General features: G+C 36.5%; 19 protein-coding genes. 9 read left to right on the plus strand and 10 right to left on the minus strand.

Annotated features, from left to right (window positions below; all coding sequences use genetic code 11):
- Positions 1-276 precede the first annotated feature (276 nt).
- Positions 277-4806 (plus strand): autotransporter outer membrane beta-barrel domain-containing protein, encoded by a 4530-nt coding sequence (locus AC0QT4_RS03615; protein WP_473200357.1) that lies wholly within the window; start codon positions 277-279, stop codon positions 4804-4806.
- 609 nt (positions 4807-5415) lie between these two features.
- On the opposite strand, the gene AC0QT4_RS03620 is transcribed toward AC0QT4_RS03615, so the two are convergent.
- The 7 genes from AC0QT4_RS03620 to AC0QT4_RS03650 all read right to left on the minus strand — a co-directional run bounded on the left by AC0QT4_RS03620 (position 5416) and on the right by AC0QT4_RS03650 (position 15184).
- Positions 5416-6201, minus strand: a complete 786-nt coding sequence (locus AC0QT4_RS03620) for an ABC transporter ATP-binding protein (RefSeq protein ID WP_473200358.1) — start codon at positions 6199-6201, stop codon at positions 5416-5418.
- The gene (locus AC0QT4_RS03625) at positions 6198-7073 is read right to left on the minus strand and encodes an ABC transporter ATP-binding protein (RefSeq protein WP_473200359.1); all 876 of its coding nucleotides are present in this window, start codon (positions 7071-7073) and stop codon (positions 6198-6200) included. Before AC0QT4_RS03625 ends, AC0QT4_RS03620 begins: the two co-directional genes overlap by 4 nt.
- The gene (locus AC0QT4_RS03630) at positions 7066-7995 is read right to left on the minus strand and encodes an ABC transporter permease (RefSeq protein ID WP_473200360.1); all 930 of its coding nucleotides are present in this window, start codon (positions 7993-7995) and stop codon (positions 7066-7068) included. Before AC0QT4_RS03630 ends, AC0QT4_RS03625 begins: the two co-directional genes overlap by 8 nt.
- Before the next feature lie 2 nt (positions 7996-7997).
- Positions 7998-9071, minus strand: coding sequence for an ABC transporter permease (locus AC0QT4_RS03635; protein ID WP_473200361.1), 1074 nt, complete (start codon positions 9069-9071; stop codon positions 7998-8000).
- Positions 9072-9168: 97 nt separating this feature from the next.
- Positions 9169-10785, minus strand: coding sequence for an ABC transporter substrate-binding protein (locus tag AC0QT4_RS03640; RefSeq protein ID WP_473200362.1), 1617 nt, complete (start codon positions 10783-10785; stop codon positions 9169-9171).
- A gap of 401 nt (positions 10786-11186) precedes the next feature.
- A complete protein-coding gene (locus AC0QT4_RS03645) occupies positions 11187-12812 on the minus strand; it encodes an ABC transporter substrate-binding protein (RefSeq protein WP_473200363.1) in 1626 nt (541 codons plus the stop codon).
- 1595 nt (positions 12813-14407) lie between these two features.
- Positions 14408-15184: a class I SAM-dependent methyltransferase gene (locus AC0QT4_RS03650; protein ID WP_473200364.1), complete on the minus strand. Its 777-nt coding sequence runs from the start codon at positions 15182-15184 to the stop codon at positions 14408-14410.
- Between the two features lie 400 nt (positions 15185-15584).
- Here AC0QT4_RS03650 and AC0QT4_RS03655 point away from each other — a divergent pair, with 400 nt between their 5' ends.
- A complete protein-coding gene (locus AC0QT4_RS03655) occupies positions 15585-15764 on the plus strand; it encodes a hypothetical protein (protein WP_473200365.1) in 180 nt (59 codons plus the stop codon).
- A 294-nt stretch (positions 15765-16058) separates the two neighbouring features.
- On the opposite strand, the gene AC0QT4_RS03660 is transcribed toward AC0QT4_RS03655, so the two are convergent.
- The 3 genes from AC0QT4_RS03660 to AC0QT4_RS03670 all read right to left on the minus strand — a co-directional run bounded on the left by AC0QT4_RS03660 (position 16059) and on the right by AC0QT4_RS03670 (position 16897).
- Positions 16059-16289 carry a hypothetical protein gene (locus tag AC0QT4_RS03660; RefSeq protein WP_473200366.1) on the minus strand — a complete coding sequence of 77 codons (231 nt, stop codon included), beginning with the start codon at positions 16287-16289 and terminating at the stop codon, positions 16059-16061.
- A 139-nt stretch (positions 16290-16428) separates the two neighbouring features.
- Complete coding sequence (locus tag AC0QT4_RS03665; protein WP_473200367.1) at positions 16429-16737, minus strand: transposase; 309 nt, start codon at positions 16735-16737, stop codon at positions 16429-16431.
- On the minus strand, positions 16727-16897 hold the full coding sequence (locus AC0QT4_RS03670; protein ID WP_473200368.1) for a hypothetical protein: 171 nt from the start codon (positions 16895-16897) through the stop codon (positions 16727-16729). The genes AC0QT4_RS03665 and AC0QT4_RS03670 overlap by 11 nt, the downstream gene beginning before the upstream one ends.
- 540 nt (positions 16898-17437) lie before the next feature.
- Between AC0QT4_RS03670 and AC0QT4_RS03675 the strand changes: the two genes are divergently transcribed.
- The 7 genes from AC0QT4_RS03675 to AC0QT4_RS03705 all read left to right on the plus strand — a co-directional run bounded on the left by AC0QT4_RS03675 (position 17438) and on the right by AC0QT4_RS03705 (position 22051).
- On the plus strand, positions 17438-17779 hold the full coding sequence (locus AC0QT4_RS03675) for a helix-turn-helix domain-containing protein (protein ID WP_473200369.1): 342 nt from the start codon (positions 17438-17440) through the stop codon (positions 17777-17779).
- 24 nt (positions 17780-17803) lie between these two features.
- Entirely contained in the window at positions 17804-19435 is a 1632-nt protein-coding gene (locus AC0QT4_RS03680; protein ID WP_473200370.1) for a site-specific DNA-methyltransferase, read from the plus strand.
- A gap of 165 nt (positions 19436-19600) precedes the next feature.
- A complete protein-coding gene (locus AC0QT4_RS03685) occupies positions 19601-20263 on the plus strand; it encodes a DEAD/DEAH box helicase family protein (RefSeq protein ID WP_473200371.1) in 663 nt (220 codons plus the stop codon).
- A gap of 134 nt (positions 20264-20397) precedes the next feature.
- Positions 20398-20601, plus strand: coding sequence for a P-loop NTPase family protein (locus tag AC0QT4_RS03690; protein ID WP_473200372.1), 204 nt, complete (start codon positions 20398-20400; stop codon positions 20599-20601).
- A 3-nt stretch (positions 20602-20604) separates the two neighbouring features.
- Positions 20605-21501 (plus strand): hypothetical protein, encoded by an 897-nt coding sequence (locus tag AC0QT4_RS03695; RefSeq protein ID WP_473200373.1) that lies wholly within the window; start codon positions 20605-20607, stop codon positions 21499-21501.
- The gene (locus AC0QT4_RS03700; protein ID WP_473200374.1) at positions 21495-21707 is read left to right on the plus strand and encodes a hypothetical protein; all 213 of its coding nucleotides are present in this window, start codon (positions 21495-21497) and stop codon (positions 21705-21707) included. Before AC0QT4_RS03695 ends, AC0QT4_RS03700 begins: the two co-directional genes overlap by 7 nt.
- A 104-nt stretch (positions 21708-21811) precedes the next feature.
- On the plus strand, positions 21812-22051 hold the full coding sequence (locus tag AC0QT4_RS03705; protein WP_473200375.1) for a hypothetical protein: 240 nt from the start codon (positions 21812-21814) through the stop codon (positions 22049-22051).
- Positions 22052-22181: the final 130 nt, after the last annotated feature.

A 22181-nucleotide genomic window follows, 5' to 3' on the forward strand; every position in this document is an offset into this window, starting at 1 on the left:
TTAATACAAAATGATGTTTAATATTAATAAAAACATCAATATAACAATATAATTCTTATAAGAATTTAATTTTATTATAGAAAAACAATATTAATAAAATTCAAATAGAACGGAATATAAAATCAAACAAAGCATTCTGTATTTTACTATAAAATTATTATTATACTTTACATAAAAATAAAAACAATCTAAGTCATCATAAAGATAACCATCCATTTGATATCCTTCTTGTAAGCGGGGGAGGAATGTGTGGGTTTATAAGTTAGGAAAATATCAATGTATAAAAAATTTCTTTTATCCTGTACAGCTGCCGTAGCTGTTATGCTTCTTAATACCCATTTCAACGCGTATGCCGAAATTCTTAGCGCTAAAAGTGGAGAAGAAAAGACTGCCCCTAGCGGTAGTTCCTATGATGCAATTGAGGTAACAAGTGGTGGAAAAATAAACGGCGAAAATTTAAACGTAATCTCTTCTGATCCTCAAAAAATTCACACTGGTGCGTCATCAAAAGGTGCTGGTAGTGAAATTAATTTAATGGGGACGACAACCATTAAAAATTTCAAAAATGGGCTTGAGGTAAGCAATGAAGCAACAATCAAGATGACCGATGGTTCTATTGTAGCTTCTCAAATAGGTGCTCTTTTTAATGAGGGCAAGAATGCTGTAAGCATGCTGGAGAATGTAACGCTATCGAGTGGTAAAGATGACACCTTGATGGATAAGGGAATAAGTGCCGAAAAAAGCACCGTGACTTTAAACAAAGTAACCGTCACTCAAGCAACGACAGGCATATTTGCAAATAATGACTCCACAATAACAGTTTCTGGAGGATCATTCGATGGAAAAGCTGATGGTGTATATGCTGGAAGCAACAGCACCGTTATATTAAAAGACAGTGCTACAATCACATCCTCTGAAGGCAGAGGTCTCCATGCAGAGGGTCTAGGATCTCAGATCACAATGGCAGGAGGAACAGTAACAACAAAGAATGAAAGCCCTGCATTAACTGCGGAAAAAGAGGGACGGATTGATGCCACGAATGTTTCTCTAACAACAGGTGGCAAAGGAACTGGTGCGGTTGCACTTGGCAAAAACAGCATAATTCAATTGCATGGCGCTACAACAATTAACAATACTTTAAACGGACTTGAAGCCGTTGACAGTGGTAAAATTACCAGCGAAAATTTAACAGTCATTGGTGGTGAAGTAACAAATGAAAAATCCAACAAAGAACGCTCTGGTATATGGGCCGCAGGCTCTGGGAGTGAAATTAAGTTAACGGGCAAAACAATCATTAAACATGTTGATGAAGGTTTTTATGCCGACGGTGGAAGTAAAATCATTAGTGGAGATTTAACAATAACCGGTAGCGATTCCGAAGAAATAACAACCGTTGGTATAGGAAGTTATGAGCCTAATAGTGCAATTGAATTAAATGGTAAAACAATCATACAAAATTTTGATACTGGACTTGCTGCAGTCAATAATAGCACGATTAAGATGAAAAATGGTGATGTTGGTGCAACACAAAATGCAGTAGAAAATAAAATAGCGGCAAAAAAAATTGCACTAACCGTAGCAGTTGGTGGACATATTGAAGTTACAGATGTTACTCTAACAACAAATGACTTCGGGATCGGTGCAAATGCCAATGACTCTGGAAGTATAATTGAATTAAAAGGCCAAACAACCATTGAAAATGTTAAAAATGGACTTATAGCAAAAAAGGGAAGCAAAATCACCAGCGAAAATTTAACAATCATTGGTGGTGAAGTAACAAATGAAAAACCCAGCGATAAAAATTTCGACAAAGACCGCTCTGGTCTATGGACCGCAGGCTCTGGGAGTGAAATTAAGTTAACGGGCAAAACAATCATTAAAAATGTTGATGAAGGTTTTTATGCCGATGGTGGAAGTAAAATCATTAGCGGAGATTTAACAATAATCGGTGGTGAAAGTAAAGAAATAACAACCGTTGGTATAGGAAGTTATGAGCCTAATAGTGCAATTGAATTAAATGGTAAAACAATCATACAAAATTTTGATACTGGACTTGCTGCAGTCAATAATAGCACGATTAAGATGAAAAATGGTGATGTTGGTGCAACACAAAGTGCAGTAGAAAATAAAATAGCAGCAAAAAAAATTGCACTAACCGTAGCAGCTGGTGGACATATTGAAGTTACGGATGTTACTCTAACAACAAATGACTTCGGGATCGGTGCAGGTGCCAATGACTCTGGAAGTATAATTGAATTAAAAGGCAAAACAACCATTGAAAATGTTAAAAACGGACTTATAGCAAAAAAGGGAAGCAAAATTACCAGCGAAAATTTAACAGTCATTGGTGGTGAAGTAACAAATGAAAAACCCAACAAAAAACGCTCTGGTATATGGACAACAGGCTCTGGGAGTGAAATTAAGTTAACGGGCAAAACAACCATTCACAATTTTGATAAAGGTTTTCTTGTAGAGGATGGAAGCAAACTCATTAGCGGGGATTTAACAATAACCGGTGGTGATTCCAAAGAAATAACTACTGGTATTAGCAGTTCGGAGCCTAATAGTGTAGTTGAATTAAATGGCAAAACAACCATTCAAAATGTTGATATTGGTCTTGTTGCAACTGATGATGCTACAATTAAAACAAGTAACAGCACTATTGATGCTCATTCTGAAGGTTTAGATAACAAATTCAGTGCTTCGAAGAAAAATAAAATAGCAGTAAAAAAAGTTGCTATATTTGTAATAAATGGCGGATATGTTGATCTCCAAAATGTTTCTATAACAGCAGAAAAAAGTGGTTTGCAGTTCTTAGCTATCTCTGATATTGATAAAAGTGATCCATATGATCCACTAAAATGTCAAAGCAATGAAATTAATTTAACCAATGCAAATCTTCACGTTGAAAATGGCACAGGAATTTTTGCTGGAGGTTTTACGAACGATAGCATTCAAGATTTTTCAGGTTTGTCGGTTGGTAGAGTCAATCTCAAAAACTCAGAAATCCATGCCGACGTCCTATTAGCAGACGGGATGTTTGAGGATCCCCAATTTACACTAAAAAGCACTTATTGGGACGATAAAAATGTTAAAGCGATCTCCAATGGTACCTTCACATTAAACGCAGATCATTCTACCCTAGAGGGCAGAGCGAGTATTGCTGAAAACAGAAATGTACACTTTGATCTGAACAACACCACATGGACATTAAAAAACAGCACGAAAGAAAAAGATAAGGATGGCAATCTACTTGATATTGCGCAAAGATCACGGTCTGATGTTTCTGTGCTTAATCTCAATGACAGCTCTGTTATTTTTAATGATCCAACAGAAGAGCATTATCACACATTGCACATAGGGTCTGGTAAACCAGACACACAAGAAGTCTACAAGGCAACAGGGGAAGCGAAGATTTACTTTAATGCTGAATGGAGTGATGGTGCAGCAATTGCCGATCAAAAAACCGACAGACTTTTGATCAATGGCGATGTATCTGGAACAACAGCGGTTTATGTCACAAGGCGCTTAGGAGAAAACAATGTTGAAGAAAATACCTCTGCCGCTGCCAATGGACGTGGTCTTTCACTCATTCAAGTTTCTGGAAAAGCACAAGAAGACTCCTTTAAATTAGCACATGGCTATACCACAAGAAGTGGTTCACCAGATATGTATACACTCCGTGCCTATGGACCAGATTCAAGCCATGGGAAAGCCGATATTGCGCAAAACCTATTGGATGAAAAGAACGAAGACTTCTGGGATTTCCGCTTACAACCTGAACTGCTTAAAACCGATCCTAGTGGTAATTCAAGCTCCAGTGGTGGCTCTGGTGGTGCTATAGCTGCCCCTGTCCCACAAACCGCGAACTATTTGGTCATGCCAAATGCTCTCTTCTACACAGGCTTAACCGATATGGCCAAGCAAAACGCACTTTTAGCTAATATCAGAACATCCATCCCAAGAAAAGAAGAAGAGAAAAACACCGGTTTCTTCCTCTATACTTATGGAAGTACTGGAACATTATCCTCTGAACGTGGTCCTCTCAAATATGGTTATGGCGCCGATATTCGCTATGCGGCTCTCCAAGCCGGTGTGACTTTGGCACCAATTGAGAGACAAAACGTCAATACTCGTTTTGGTCTTTTAGGAACCTATGGGCAACTGTCCTTCACACCAAAGGATATAGCAGATGTCAGTAAGAGCACAGTGGATAAATGGTCTCTGACAGCCTATGCAAGCCTACAGCATGACAATGGTTTCTATCTTGACACTCTGTTATCTTATGGAGTTATAAAAGGCGAGATCGGCAATGCCATCAGGGGCAAAACAGCAAAGTTAAACGATGCCAAAATGTTCAGTCTCTCCAGCACCATTGGCAAACAATTTGCTACCGGAATGGAAGGCTTAACCTTTGAACCGCAAGCACAACTTGCCTATCAACATTTGATGTTTAAACCCATTGAAGATGCTGATAATCTGACCATTGATATAAACAATCCTTCTCAATGGTTGATCCGTGTTGGTGGACGCTTGACAAAAGCCATTGCCACTGAAAACAACCGTCCTGTATCTTTGTATGGAAAAGTAAACTTTATCAAAACTTTTGGGGATGATGGTAGCATTCATATTGGTAGAGACTTTGACCTTGATCCGATGGGACCTGCCCTTGAAGGCGGCGTTGGCATCAATGCGCAACTCTCCCACAATTTCTCTCTACATGGTGATATGAGTTACCAACAAAAACTTCAAAAAACCGGAATCTCGGGAGCAAGTTTTTCTGGTGGAGTACGCTATCACTTTTAAAGCAAGATTGTAGAAATAAGCGTATATTATTCTATACGCTTCACTAACAAGGGCAACAGACTATGTTGCCCTCTTTAGTCATAAAATCTGTTTTTCTTTCAAAAATCTCTTTTCAAGAATAGAAAACAGCAAAAATGATTGAATCATTATCATGTATCATTGAAAAATTTTCATAATAACTTCTTCTTTTGAAAAGAATAAAACGCAGCCTTTTTGGTTAAACAAAATCTAAAACTGTAAAAAAGACACAATAAATCAAACGACACCCAAAAGAGTCAATTTTTCTGAAAAATACAGCATCATTATGACTCCGCTGTAATCTCTTACAAATCGAATACTCAAAATTTATATAATAAAAACTTCTAAATATAATTTATAATCAAAAAAACAGTCTAATAATACCATAAAATAAGACATGTTATGAGTCATCTGCACATCTCATAACATAGTACGCCTAACAAAATTAAAGTATATTGCTAACTTCTCTCAGCAAATTATACGGGTAAAATTTCATACTATACAAATAGACAAACTCTCCGTTGCAATAACAATGTAAAATATTCATAGAAACCTATAACAGAGAGAATTCCACTTTCTCTTTTATAAAATCTATCCGACTCTTTCCTCTCTATGAACAATAGGCTCTATACTTGCTTCAAAAAACATCTTCGTATAGTGATGTTGCGCGTGCAAATTGCGCAAATCATCATTGCTAAGCTCTTCAAGAATAACCCCTTTATGCATAATTCCAACACGTTCACAGATGTGTGCAACAACAGCAAGATCATGGGATACCATCAAATAAGTAAGCCTTTTTTCTTCTCGTAATGATTTCAACAAATTTAAAATTTCAGCCTGTACTGACACATCCAATGCAGATGTTGGCTCATCCAGTAACAAAACCTCTGGCTCAATAATGAGAGCACGTGCAAGAGCAATACGCTGGCGTTGTCCTCCAGATAATTCATGCGGATAACGATAAAGAAAGGAAGAATTTAAACCAACGGAATTTAAAACATCGCGTACCCGTTCTCTTGGACTATCCATCCCGTGAATTTTGAGAGTTTCAGAAAGAACAGTATGAACCATTTTTCTTGGATGAAGCGAAGCATAAGGATCTTGAAAAACCATTTGAATACGGCGTAGAAAATTCTTATCTCTTTTTTTTGCAACCTCTTCTCCATCAAAAATGAAGCGTCCACTATACTCTGGAATAAGCCCAACCAATGTATTCAAAATCGTTGATTTTCCACAGCCTGATTCACCAATCAAACCATAAGCTTCACCACGCTTAACATGAAAATTAACATTTTTAACAACCGTTACTGCCTTGTGCCTATGCCCAAAAGTTACCGATAAATTAGAAACATCAAGGATATTCTTACAATTGGTCATAGGGCAACTCCTTCAACACCATTAACAATGGTAGGATTATGCAACCAATCAGGATCACGTTCAGGAACAGCTAAAACATCAACAGGATTATCAAGCCGTGGCAAACTTGCTAGCAAAGCTTTAGTATAAGGATGGCAAGCACGAGATAAATTACAGGCAGGCAATTCTTCTAACACTCGGCCAGCATACATAACCAAAACACGATCACAAAAATCAGCAATCATATTCAAGTCATGGCTAATAAAAATAAGTCCCGTTCCAGATTTAGTCACAAGTTCATCCAATACGGATAAGACTTGGCGCCTTACAGTAATATCCAGTGCAGAAGTTGGCTCATCTGCAATAATTAAATCAGGCTTAGGAATAAGCATCATCGCAATCATCACACGTTGCCCCATTCCACCTGATATTTCATGAGGGAATAATCTCATCACATGTTCAGGATCACGAATATGAACAGATTCTAACATAGCGATGGTGCGTTCTCGCGCATCAACTTTTGAAACACGGTAATGTATACGATAAGCCTCCATAATCTGTTCGCCAATTCTTATTAATGGATTAAGCGAATATTTTGGATCCTGTAGAATCATTGAAATACGCTTCCCTCGGATAGTGCGCATCTGAGGTTCACTTGCCCGCAATAAATCTATACCATCAAAACACATTTTTTTAGCTTTGACAATTGCTGCTCTTGGACTCAATTTGAGTATCGCACGCCCAGTCATTGATTTTCCAGACCCAGATTCACCAACAATTCCAATTTTTTCTTTCCCGACAGAAAAGCTAACACCACGTACAACTTCTGAAAGCCCACGCGTTGTCGGAAAAGAAATACGTAAATCTTCTATCTCTAATAATTTTTTAGCCATTGCGTGGATCCAATACATCACGAAGTCCATCACCCAACAAATTGAAAGCAAGACTTGCTAACAATATTGCACAACCTGGTATTGCTGCTAACCACCAATTTGTCATCATAAATTCACGACCAGATGAGAGCATCGCACCCCATTCAGGACTTGGAAGTTGAGCTCCTAATCCTAAAAAACCAAGACCAGCAGCCGTTAAAATAATTCCAGACATATCTAATGTTAATCGTACCACCACTGAAGGAATACACATAGGTGCAACATGAAATAAAATGATCCGTAAAGCAGAGGCCCCTTGCAAACGAACTGCCGAGACATAATCAGAGGAACGGATAGTCAAAGTTTCAGCACGTGCCAAACGCGCTATTGGCGGCCATGCTGCGATTGAAATTGCAATAGATGCATTTTCAATCCCTGGTCCTAGCGCTGCTGAAAACGCAAGAGCTAAAATTAAAGCTGGAAAAGCAAGAAAAATATCAACAATACGCATCAAAACGATATCAACCCATCCTCCTATATAGCCAGAGACGGTCCCTACAATCAGCCCTATTGGACCCACAATAATTGTCGTAAGAAAAACAATATAAAGAGTAATACGCGCACCAAAAATAAGACGACTAAAAATATCACGCCCTAATTCATCCGTGCCAAAATAATGCACCATAGAGGGTGGCTGCAATCGATGTGCAAGATCATTGCTAACAAAATCATAAGGAGCAATCCAAGGAGCGAACAGTGCACATAAGATAATAATAAAAATAATAATCAGACCGAATAGGGCTGAAAAATTATGAGAAAACTTGATCAATGCATGATAAATTCTTTGTACGTTTGCCTGAAAGACTGACCGTGGAACAGCTTCATTTAACCAACGCCCCAAAGAAAATAACGATTGTGATTTGTGATGATTAACTATTGTCATATTCAACGTGTCCTTGGATCAAAGATTCGATAGAGTAAATCAGAAAATAAATTAATAACGACAAAGAGAAAGCCTACAAGGAGAGTACATCCAACAACGGCATTCATATCTCCAGCCAAAAGAGCATTGGTCAAGTAATGCCCAAAGCCAGGCCACGCAAAAACTGTTTCTGTTAATACAGCACCTTCTAATAAAAAAGCATAAGAAAGCGTCACAACAGTGATAATCTGAACGGCAGCATTTCGAAAGGCATGCCCCCAAACTGTTCGAGCCAATGATAATCCCTTCACACGTGCAGTAATGATATATTCCTGATTGAGCTGTTCAATCATAAACCCACGAGTCATACGGCTAATGTAAGCCATAGCACCGGACGCTAAGATTAAAGCAGGCATAATAATATGACTGAAGGCATTTCCAAAAGCCTCCCACTGCCCCTGACGAGCAGTATCCCAAAGAAAAAATCCTGTTTTAGGTTCAAAAGAATATTCATAAATAAAATCGATACGCCCTGGACCACCGATCCAACCAAGCTTGGCGTAAAATATCAATAAGGCCATTAACCCAAGCCAAAAGGTAGGAGTAGAATAACTCAGAAGTGTAAAAGTACGAACAAAATAGTCAATAAATGAATCGCGATACATTGCCGCAAAAACACCAAATGGAATACCAAGAGTCGTACCAATAACAATAGCAACTGTAGCAAGTTCTAACGTTGCAGGAAACACGCGCATAATATCTGTTAAAACAGGACGTCCTGAAGTTAAAGCATCCCCAAAATCAAACAAAAATATATTGTGAAGATAATTCCAGTATTGAACAATCAACGGCTTATCAAGACCCAACTTATAAAACATTGCATCATAAGCTTCTTGACTGATATTATCACCAAGAATAGCAAGCACAGGATCTAAAGGAAGAAGATGACCAATAAAAAAAGTGATCGTTACCAGACCAAGTAACGTGAAAAAAACTGAAATGAGCAATTTTAATCCCTTGGAAAAAAAGTCCCATACCAACATTTCTTTCCGCTGTTGTGATACACTTTTTTCAGATTCTGAAAATGGTAAAACCATTATAATATCCCCCTCCATAGCTACCAAACATAACGCTAACACCTTTTTATATAATTAGGAAAACCCTAGCCTCTTCTTCATAACATGATAACATGCGTTATTTTTCTACATCATTGTAATAAAGTCTAAACATATTCCAAACCCATTTTTTTACTGCGGGTCCCACACCAACGGTATAATATGTCTGGAATAAATAGACCATAGGACCATGCTCAAACACATAATGCTGTAGAGCATGATATTGCGAAATACGCTTATTTTGATCTTGTTCAAACAAAGCATCCATCACCATTTTATTGATATTTTCATCATAATACCCAGCGCGCCAAGCCAAATACATACTGTGTTTTTTTGTAAATGTTGGATCAGGATTAAAAACGTGATTTAATGAAGGGGGATGTCCATCAGGATCAGCACTCCCCCACCCCATAATAGCAGTATCATAATTTCCACCACGCACACGGCTTAACAACTGATTTTGTGCCATTTTTTTAATTGTGAGCTCAACACCAATTTTGCGTGCATTGGCTTGAATAGACTGCGCAACAGATGACATATAACTAAGGCTGCCAACCAAAAGATTAGCCTTAAAACCATGAGGATAACCGGCCTCAGTAATTAACTGTTTTGCCTTCTTTAAATCTAACTTAAACGGTAGCCCCTCTTTTTCATCCAAAGCACCTGGAATACCCAATGGCATATAACTTGCCCGTGGAATTGCTATACCCTTTAAAACAGTGTTACCAAGACCTTCATAATCAATCAAATAACGAAGGGCTAATCTTACTTTTTCATGAGCAAAAACAGCATTCTTGTTGTTCAATGATAGATAAATAATCTGTGGTCGCAAAACACGATTAATTTTAACTGGTCCCCCCTGTTTTTCAATATCCAAAACATCTTCTGAAGAGAGATCACGTGCGATATCCACATCCCCTTTTTCTAAAAGAAGTCTTTGACTTGCAGATTCAGCAACATGTTGCACAACAATCTGCTTAACTTTAGGCATATCTCCCCAGTAATGTTGGCTAGCTTCTAATACAACTTTTTCTCCTGGAGACCAGCGTACCAATTTATAAGGTCCGACACAAGCCGAATGCGTAGCCAAATATTTATTACCCATATCCCCATTAATACTCTGTGCTTCAAGTGTTTGCCGATCAAGCAAAGCAGAAGCATAGGATTGTCCAATCACCGTCAGGATAAGCTGAACAGGATAAGGCTTCTCTAATTTTAGTTGTAACGTTTTATGATCAAGAGCCTGAATATTTACTTCGGCATTATCTTTCGTAAACCCATAATCGATCAAAGATTGAGCATAACTCAATCCTAATTTAAGAATTCGTTGCATTGACCACGCGAGATCTTGGGCTGTTGCAACCCTTCCATCATCAAACTTTAAATCATCACGAAGATGAAAAACTATTCTTTTTCCATTATCTAACACATCCCAAGATTTTGCCATAGCTGGACGAATTTTTGTAGGATCATGCTTATCATATTGCACCAGCGCACTGCAAATATTCGTCAACAATTCACTTGCTACAACCTCTACCGTTTGTGCTGGATCAAAACCGCTAATTGAATCAATATTCCAAGCCATTGTCAATGTATCTTTAGATGATACACTTAGCGCTGATGAAAGAGAGCCATTAAAAAAACCAATGAGACCTAATAAAAAACAAAAGTTTTTCAACAATCCTTTTTTTGTCATTTCATTCTTTACCTTTCGCATTTCATTTTAGCTTTTTGACAAAAAATACTTCTGATTTTGCTATTTCATTTCTTAAACAACACAACGCAACACGATCACCTTCACTGATTGACATCCATAAAATTATCTTTCAAGCATCAGACTCTAATAAAATTGCATACCATCTGTACTACAATCAATGATACCTTAAGAAAGATTATCACCTATACTTAAAAGACTACCGTTTATACTTATCAATATCACTTTCCCCCATAAAATGATCTTAATAATATAATCATATATTGAACAAGAAGCCCCCTGCAATTTTACACCTTAAGCTTAAAAAACTTCGCAGGGGGAATATTTTCATCATTTACTTTATAATCACGTTCTTTTTGTATTTCAGAACACTTAATACGTGTTTATTTTTCAATTGCGCTATAAAAAATACGTGGTGCACTATTCCAAACCCATTTTTTAACATTAGGTGTCATAGCGACAACACCATATTTCTGAAAGATAAAAGCATAGGGGCCTTTTTGCATAAGTTCACGCTGCAAATCGCCATATATCTCTATCCGTTTCTGTGGATCTTTTTGAAACAATGCTGTATCAACCTTTTTATTCATCTCTGCATCAAAAAATCCGTGCTGCCAACTCGGATAGGCTGTTTTTTTAGCCTCCAATCGATTATCAGGATTGTAAACAATGTATGCAGCCATCGCATGGGGATCTGCAGAGTCATTATTCCATCCGACAAAAATCGTATCAAAAGCACGTGCATAAAGCTTTGAAAACAACTGTGTCCCTGCCAAACGTTCAATTTTAAGATTCACTCCCACCTTTTTTGCATTGTCTTGGATGGACTGAGCAATTGACAAAGCATAAGGAGATGTCCCTACTAGAAAATTGACCTCAAAACCATTTGGATACCCTGCCTCCGTTAAAAGCTGCTTGGCTTTTTGAAGATCAAGTTTAAAGGGTTGTCCTTCTTTTTCATCCAAAGCGCCAAGATTACCAAGAGGAATAAAGCTTGCACGGGGAATACCAACACCTTTAAGAAGAGTCTTTCCAAGTTCTTCATAATCGATAAGATAACGCATTGCCAAACGCACTTTTTCACTGGAAAAAATCGGATTTGTCATATTGAAGCCCCAATACATCATGGAGGGCTCCAACACTGTTTCAACCTTAATATCGGTTTTTGCTTGGAGATCTGCGAGATCGACAGGCGTCAAATTCCGTGCAACATCAATATCATGTTTTTGCAACAATAAACGTTGCGTTCCAGGCTCTGCAACATGGCGAATTAAAATCTTCTTCAATTTAGGTGCTTTCCCCCAATAATTAGGAGTTGCACGCAACAAAAGAGCTTCCCCAGGACGCCAACTTCTTATCTGATAGGGACCAACACACGCAGCATGATTGGCTAAATATTGGTTTCCCATATCAGCATTTTTTTCGTGTTTCATAATTGTTTTACGATCAAGCAAAGCAGTGGCGTGACTCGCAACAATATTGTTAAGAATGAGCTCTGCTGGATAAGGTTTATCAAATTTCATCACCACCGTTTTGTCGTCCGGTGCTTGAAGAGCATCATCCATGTTTTGTTCTGTAATACCATAGTCATTAAAGAGCGACGCTCTAGCCATTTTTAATTTAACAATTCGTTTCATCCCCCAAACAATATCACTGGCATGAGCGAGCCTACCATCGTTAAACTTTAATCCTTCACGCAAATGAAAAGTAATCACCGTACTCTTATCATCACCTGAAACATCCCAATGGGTTGCCAAAGCAGGAACTGATTTAGCTGGATCATCTGTAGCCGTACTAACCAAATTATCACAAACATTAAGAACGACTTCATTTCCATAAACGTCATTGATTTTTGCGGGATCAAATGTACTTATTGCATCGATATTCCAAGCCATTACAAGCGTATCAGCGGGTGTTTTTGCAGAAACATGTTGTACAAACATCCCCAGTGCAACAACAGCAGAAACAAAAGAAGTGCTGCTTTTCAGTATTTTTCTCTTTATATTCATAGACTTTTCCTTTTAAAGTTTATCATATCAAATATTCTAATAATTATTCTAAACTGACACAGCAAATTTATAACAACAAAGCTTGAATAAACACCTGACCATCTCTACAGAGTCTTTCACTTTTAAATTCACTCGCTCAATCCCCATTAAAGCAGAGCAAACACGCAAAATATCTTTCGACAGCCAATATCCTATCTGCACCACAATAGTTCGCTTGCCCACCACAATAAACGACATCTTATTCTCGTATCGAAACTATAAGCCTTGTGAAAAGACATCGCACACAGATCCATAATTTCACTATTCCATTCCTTTAAACTATACTAAAAATAATAATACGCAAATCTTAAAAATAACCGTATCATCTCAAACACTCAGTTTCAAAATGCCCATCCCCATCCTTACTGCCATCAAGACTAAACACAACAAATAAAAAACTAAAAAAACATCTTTGCTAGAACTTTATATTCCATAAAAACTGCTTAATTCTTTGAAATTTAATTTAAAAATGTAACTTCTTTTTTATAAAATACTAAACAAGTCAACAGAAATAAAATTGCAGTACAAAAGACCAATTCTTCTAAGCTTTATCTTTTCAAAGAAATCACCACCAATAAAAGAATAAACAGTAAAACGTATTTCTATTGGTAAAAACAAAATTTATCATACCCCCCGCAAAAAACATGATTGACTATAAACCGTTTCCAATTTTGAGGTTCATCACTGCTTTACAACTACCACAAAAAGACTCTAAAGAATACCTCACCGTAATTCTTGCCTTCAACTCCAAATTTAGAGATTTAGCGAACAAAGGTGGTAGAAAAAACCTTCCGAGCTAAAGATATCCTTCCCCTAAAAACGGTAACTCATACGCAGCAAAAACACTCTCTCAAGAAGAAAACTATCAGATAATAGAACCTAATACAAGCATTTGATAAGGAGACACCATACAAATAATAAAAAATGTCCTCTTCTATAAATAACACTTTGTTTATTCTTATTTTTTAGAGAGATAGATGCACAAACAATACAAGGAAAGAATATATACAACATGCGTCTATTAAAGCGCAAATTTTTTGCTAATCTTTTCTAAATCAATTTGCGGAAAACCATTTAAAATGCTAATAAACATGTAAACAATTTCATAACTTAATAGATCAAAAAGCTTTAGTGTAAAACTCTCATGACAAGTATAAGCTTCACTTTTTAAGCGTATTTTATGTTCTTTTATCTAAATTAAGAGAGTCCAATCAGATTTTTTCTCAATCTCTACAGAAGGTAAAAACGCCATCGACACAACACATTTCTCAACCGTATCTCAAATACATTCAGCATGATCAATCAAAATATGCGGAAGATTTAACCCAATCGTGTAAGCCTAAAAAATTCTATTAAGAAGTAATATTTATTTTGATCTAGCAGAAAATTTCAGTTTCTCATCTTCCATGAATTAGGAATAAAGACCTCTTTTAAAATATTTTTTTAAAAGATTTCGAGTTCACTTCTTTAGCTACCATTTAAAGATTTAAAGTCTTGAGATAATCATCTATGTCCCATATGAATATAACATTAATATCGAATGACAACCATAGAGATTATCTTGCTGAGATGTAGAGTTCACTTCGATATAAAAGCTCCAAACCTCCCCGCACTTCATGTTGCTTTATCAACGCAACCAATTTTCGCAAATATTCTTCCCCGTGGTTAGCAATGGCGCGTTGCACTTGAGTTGAAGAACGGCTCATTCCAATAAAGACTTCAGATGGAATCCTCATCGTCCAATTGTGGGTATGTAAAGCAATCTTTTCTGGATTTACCCCAAAGCCATTGCTCATTTCCTGTAAAAAATCAAAATCACGATAATAACGAGAATAGTTAGGGCTCATTTCCTCCAACAACGTCTCATAAGCAGCTAGAAATTTGCTCTGCTTAAAATCGCGATTATTTTGAGTGACCGCCATGACACCACCAGCGCGAAGTTGATTTGAGACGGCGTAAAGCAACTTAGGACGATCCATCCACTGAAATGCTTGTGCTGCAACGATAAGATCAATATCGCCGATTTTGGGCAATAGATTTTCGGCTTGCCCCTGATACCACTGCACAGTAGGAAGCTTTCTTTGCCCCTGCTTAATCATATCTATCGATACATCGATAGCATGATATTGGTGGTCATACCCCAAAATCTTGGTAATCCCCTCTAAAGCAATCCCTGTTCCAGCTCCGACATCCACGATGGACAAATGCTTTTTATCCTTAAAAGGAAGTAGCATGGTTTTAAATAAGATGAGAGGATAGCGCGGACGATAGCGATCATAATCATCAGCCAATCCATCAAACTTTTCACGGTGTGGTTGAATACCCTGTCTCATGGGTGCTGCCCTCCCTGCAATTGCTGACAGAAATAATTGAAAAACCCTCATTTGACTAGGGTATTAACAGACATTCGAAAGAGGAGCCGAAGGGGAACTTTCTTTATACCTTCTGTCTTTTCTTCTCTATGATTGCTTCTTGCATGTCTCTTTTCTTCAAAGGATATCCTGTAAAGTCCAATCGCAACTGTAGTTTATCACAAATTTGGTCATCATTGATTTTTACAGTATTATGGAGCACTTACACAAAGCTACTCTCGCTAAATTGCCTTAAAATCCTCGTTAATATAATAACAAGGACTTTTTGTTATAGGAGGAATTAGCGCTGAAAACTGAAATTATTGAAACATTATTAGTGTTGCAAGCTAAGCAAGGTAAATTGACACACTAAGCTTACGTTATGTCGCAAAACATTCAACAGTTTTTAGCTAAATTACAATCTAAATCTACTCCACGAAAACGAATTTTTACTCGTCCGCTTTCTGAATTACTTGCTCAAATTTTACAGGAAAATAGGAATAATCCGATTTCAGTTGCTGAAATAACGGCAAAAACAGTTGCTTTTAACGAACAATGCTAATTTCATGAATTGGATAGCAAAGAATACCAAGAGATTAGAGTAAAGTTAAGACAACTCAAGAAATTATGAATTATTATTTTCGGTTAATAATAAATAGTATTATTTTGCGTTCCATGGCCAATAAACTTTCTGACAATTGATTTGTGTGCGAGTGATTAGCCTTTGTTGATAAAAGACGTTGAGGTGCTTACGAACAGAATCAAAGTGCTTTTCTAATGGTGGTGTATCGACATTTTTTTCAATTATAAAAATACGTTGCGTTAGTTTAACGATAATAAAACTTTTATTGGTTCATTACGCAATATTTTGTAGAATGTACTTACGAATTTTGCCTTTAAATAGCCTAAATTTGCGGCGGAAAATAAAGTTTTCCGTGTTATATAAACTCACATCATTTTCACTTTGCATTAAAGCTATCGCTTTCTTGAGTCTATCAATATTGGTATCAAGCAAGACAAGATGATGCACCATTTGTTTCCGTTCAAATTCAAGTTTTTTTATTTTGCGGTCGAATTGATAAGCCATTATTGGCATACCATTTCTTGATGAATAATTTTACGCTGCCAAGAACCACACTATTCATCATTTTGCTTGGTATTGGCTAAGCCTTTACCAAGAGAATATCGTTGAATTGCCAGCCGTTTGATTTTCAGCGATTATCTTCTCAATAAGCTATTTCGTTGCTATAATTGAGTAGATAGGTGTTATTTATTTTGTGAACATTTCCATAGTCCATATGTTTAAAACGGCTAAAGAAACTTTCTGCTTGATTGTTGGTTACACCAAAATCACTACAATATTCGTCTTTATAGTTTACAGTGCGTAAATCATAATCGTCTAATAGAATACCATAAGCATAACTTTTATCGGTAGTGATACGGTTGTTACGCTGAATAAATTTGTTTGCAAAATTCTTAACAAAGAATTGGCTTTCTGTGTAGGCAATAAAAACGTGAAAGCGCTTAAGCTCCACGATTTAAATCACTTTCTGCCTTTTCATCAGCAGAAAAATGCTCACGAACAGCAATTACACAACGTTTATTAGGGGGGTGATTTTTCTTTAAACGATAGTCTAAATAGTCAGTTCTCTTATTTGCTTTGCAAGGTGCAGGGTAAACGTATGTACCGTCCATATCAATTTTACCTGATAAGGATTGAATAGTACACTTTTCAAGTAATACCTTACACAATTTATGAATTAAAACAAAAGCAGTGCAATAGTTTATTTTGGCATCACGAGAGATCTTTAAGAAGAAAACACCTTTAACTGCATTAACAAATCGAGCTAATACATACAGGGAGGTTTGAATAGATGCCTTGCGATTAGCAAAAATTGCGCCTGACGTAACCGAAAAGGTATGATTGCAATATTTGCGTCTCCATTATTTACGGCTAGAAATAAAATAAGCCTGATGTTGTAGACCACATTTCAGACAAATGACATTCTCTTTCCTTCCTCAACGCATTTCACAAGGCAAATCGAGCGCTTACTCATCAGATAGGCGTACTATCTGAAGCGTTGAAAGCGTTTTCGCTTTCGGATTAAGGAGGAAGTGTTGAGTTATATATTCTTTGCGGTTGAATTTAATTTATATTAAAATGAAAAACTATTCATATAGATTATGCATAATATATCACAATCATTGACAATGCATCAATAGGAATGTGAAACAATGTCCATACCTAATAGGTTAAAACAAATCTTAGAAACAAAAAATATGAGTATCAAAGAATTTTCTGATATAACTGGTATCTCCTATCGTTCAACAATGAATTATCTCAATGAAGGGTGTAATCCAAATGTAGAAGGGTTAGTTAAAATCCACAATGCTCTCGGTATCAGCATTACTTGGTTATTAACAGGTAATGGAGCAATGTTCCAAGCCATTACACAAGAAAGTGATATGTCTAGTCAAGAAGAAAATTTGATTGCAGACTATCGTTCTATGCCCGTAAATTTGAAAGATGCATTTTCGATTTCATTTAAAGAAATTTCAAGAAAATTAACGAACTAACTATTTTTTCATTAAAGTATTTATATGACAATATTACATTGGTATGGCAAAGATAAAGCAGTTAAAAAAGTGAAACAAACACCTTACCGTCTATTGCGTGAAGTACCTGAATTTTCATACAATTTTACCGAAAGTGGACAGCAGACAACAGATCCTCTTGGACTTTCTGATCCCATCAAGCATAACCTTATTATTCAAGGCGATAATCTAGATGCCTTGAAATCTCTTTTGCCCTTTTATGCAGGGCAAGTCAAATGTATTTTCATCGATCCTCCCTACAATACAAAAAATTCCTTTACCCACTATGATGATAACTTAGAGCATAGTCTTTGGTTATCAATGATGTATCCACGACTTGAATTATTACATAAACTATTGGCAGAAGAAGGCTCAATTTGGGTAACGCTTGATGACAATGAAAGCCATTATTTTAAAGTGATCATGGATGAGATTTTTGGACGGCAGAATTTTATATCTAATTTAATTTGGGAGAAAAAGAGGAAACCCTCCTATTTAGGAAAAATTGCTAAAGTTACCGATAATTTATTTTGCTATGCAAAAAATAAAATGAAACTTGAAGAATTAACTTTTAAAGAAACTTCAGGGAATGAAACTTATCCATTATACAATGCTGGAAATACTCGTGCTAAGTTAGTTTTTCCTCCTCATACTTTAAAATTTTTAAAACATTCTGATGGTATTTATCAACCAGCAACTTTTGCCAAGAAAACAAGTACAGTGAAATTGATTAGCAATTTAATTATTGAAAATCAGTGGAATAAAAATGAAGTAACCATTGAGGGAGAATGGAGATATAGCCAAAAGTCACTCAATGAACAATTTGAAAATGGTGATTATTATATTATTAAAAGTTTAGATTTTCGCCCAAGACGAGTATTTGAAAGAAATGTCGAAAGGAAAAAAATTCATAATTTAATTAGTCGAAGTCATTATGATATGGCAACGAATGAGGATTCAGCAAATGAACATTTAATATTATTTAGTGAAAAAAAATCAGAAGATTCTTTTGATTATCCTAAACCTGAAAAATTGGTTCAATTTGTCCTAGAAGTTGCCACCAACGAAAACGATCTCGTCTTAGACAGTTTTCTCGGCTCGGGAACGACCATCGCAGTTGCCCATAAAATGAATCGCCGTTATATCGGTATTGAAATGGGAGAGCAGGCTAAAACACACGTTGTACCACGCTTGAAGAAAGTAATTGATGGTGAACAAGGTGGTATTTCTAAAGCGGTTAATTGGCAGGGGAGCGGTGCATTTCGTTTTTGCGAATTGGGCGAAACCGTCTTTGATGAGTTTGGTTCGATCAATCCTGCTATTCAATTTAATGAATTAGCTGCACATATTTGGTATTTAGAAAATTGTATTCCTTTGCAAAAAATCAATGAAAAACCACCGCTTCTCGGTGTGTACAATCAAAAAGCTTATTACTTACTTTATAACGGTGTTTTGGACGACAAACATCCCAATAGCGGCAATGTTTTAACAAAAAAACTTTTTGAAGACCTCCCACTCTTTTCTAATTTTGTAAACCAACAAATGGAAATCGTGATTTATGGAGAAGCCTGTCGTTTAACAGAAACGACGTTAAATGAATATAAAATCACATTTAAACAAATCCCTTATGATATTTAAAGAGCCAGCAATGAAACTGAAAAAATATCAACATGAAGCATTAAACAGTGTAAGCGATTATTTTGCAGAAAGCCTTAACGTTGGTGCACAAAAAGCATTTCAATTATTTCAACCTTTAATACCTTAAAAATCCCAAGTGAGAACTGGCATTAAAACATATTCCTTATGTGCGTGCGTATTCCGACTGGCGGTGGTAAAACCTTATTAGCGGCATATAGCATTTCGTACATCGCTAAGCAGTTTTTAGAACAGGAATACTCCATCACTTTATGGCTTGTCCCAACCAAAACCATTAAAAAACAAACCGCAAAAGCTCTTAAAAATCCGCAGCATCCATATCGAAAATCCTTAGAGGAAGCCTTTAATCGAGAAGTAAGAGTCATTGAATCAGAGGATTTCACTCTAATTCGTCCGCAAGATTTAGGTTCAAAAGCGATTGTGGTGGTTTCAACCATTCAAAATTTTCGTGTTGATAAACCAGATGAAGCAGGACGAAAAATTTATGCGTTTAATGAAAAACTTACACCACATTTTGAACGGTTGCCAAATACGTTCCACGCAATGCTGGATAAAGTCGAACAAACAGATTTAAAACAAAATGGTCTGCAAAATAAGCAATTAGGCAAGGTGAAATGTTCATTTGCCAATTTATTGAAAACCTTTCAGCCCTTAATTATTGTGGATGAAGCACACAATGCGCGCACAGATTTAACCTTTGATGTATTGGCAAATCTATTACCTGCCGCCATTTGGAATTTACCGCAACGCCGAATACAGATAAAAAAACAGGGAGTAATGTGCTATACCATGTTTCTGCCAATGTGTTAAATGAGCATAAAACATGGCAAGAGGCGATTAATAGTACAGTTGCCAATCGCAATGAATTGGCACACTAAGCCCAATATGAACAAGATTATGAACACCCGATTGCACTATTTCAGGCAGAAAATAAAAGCGGCGAAGTGATCGTTGAAAAATTAAAAGCCTATTTAATTGAAAATTTAAAAATTAATGAAGCGGAAATTGCCATTGCAACAGGCAATCAAAATAAACTCGATCAGATTAATTTATTTGATCGCAGCTGTCCGATTAATTATGTGATTACCGTTGAAGCCTTAAAAGAAGGTTGGGATTGCCCTTTTGCGTATATGTTTTGCTCGGTATAAAATGTGTCGTCCAGCTTCGAAGCGGAACAACTTTTAGGACGCGTATTGCATATGCCTTATGCCAAACGCCGACAAATAGAGGGTTTAAACCATGCTTACGCTCATCTTTCATCGTCAAAATTTGGCAAAACCGTTCAAGAAATGGAAGAAAAACTTATTACGATGGGCGTTGAATCGTTAGAAATGACAGAAATGTTGCGTACACCCAAACAACATTATTTTGAGAGTGATGAAGCAGATTTTCCATTATTTCAAAAGCTACCTACAATGGTATTTAGCTTGTCTAAAATGCCTGATTTAACAACATTAAACGATGATGAAAAATCACAAGTTAAAAGGACACAAGAAAACGGTACTTTTGTGTTACAAATTACAGGCAATATCAGTGAAAACTTGGAAAAGACCTTAACCAAAACCACAACAGGTCAAGCAAAAGAAAAAATCATTAATCAAATTAAATTTCATAATGCCAAAGCTACCCAACTCGCTTCATCTGCGAAAAAAAGCGAACAATTTAAAGCCATTGCGCAACTATGCGTCAATATTCAGGGGGAATTGACATTAGCCGATCCCGATGAATTATTAGCCCATTATGGGTGGAATTTATTAGACTATTCTGCAAATTTGGAAAACCTTAATTTAGAAACGGATAGTCCAACCTTTGAGATTGATGTGGAAAACAACCGACTTGCCAGACGTTTAGGGAAATATCAACTTTCTTTTTCTAATGAATGGTTGGAGTTAAGCGAAAACGATCTAGTTCACTGGCTAGCTAAACAGGTTGGTGTCCCTGATATGAAACAAAAAATTACGCTAAAATTTTTGCATCAAATTATCAGCAATCTGCTTGCCAAACCAAATACCACACTCACACAATTGATAAAAAACAATTTGTGCTAGCAAAAGAAATCGAACATTTAATTAATCGCTATCGCCAACAAGCATTAACCACTTGCGATCAACAACGTTTGTTTTCAGATAATAATAATGTTGAGGTCTGCTTCAATGCAAACCATCAATATCCGTTTGATCTAACAAAATACACGCCTAATCCCCCCTATTACGAGGGACGCTATCAATTTAAAAATATTATTTTGCCCAAATAAAAGCCTTAAAAGCCAGCGGCGAAGAATTTGAGTGTGCGAGGACTTTAGACAGCTTAAAACAGATTAAATATTGGGTACGAAACCCAGTCAAACGGTTTTTTTTCTTGCCCTTAGCCAAAGATAACTTCTATCCTGATTTTATTGCTGAACTGAATGATGGATGCATTTTCGTGATGGAATACAAAAGCGAGCCTTATAAAACCAATGATGACAGTAAAGAAAAATGTTTAATTGCAAACCAATGGGAAAAGTTAAGCAATGGACAATGTTTGTTTATTATGACAGTAAAAACTGATGATAAGGAGCGAGATTTAAATAAGCAGTTAATAGATAAAATAGCTTAATTTTTAAAACTAAATACCACCGTCTTCTCAGAAGGATGGTATTAACTAAGGCTTGAACATATAAATATGTTCCAAACATCGTTCTGTTTATTCTCAGCTTTTTCTAGTGAATTAATCACTGCACTAAACA

The sequence above is a fragment of the Bartonella sp. EBT8 genome (genome assembly GCF_055796165.1).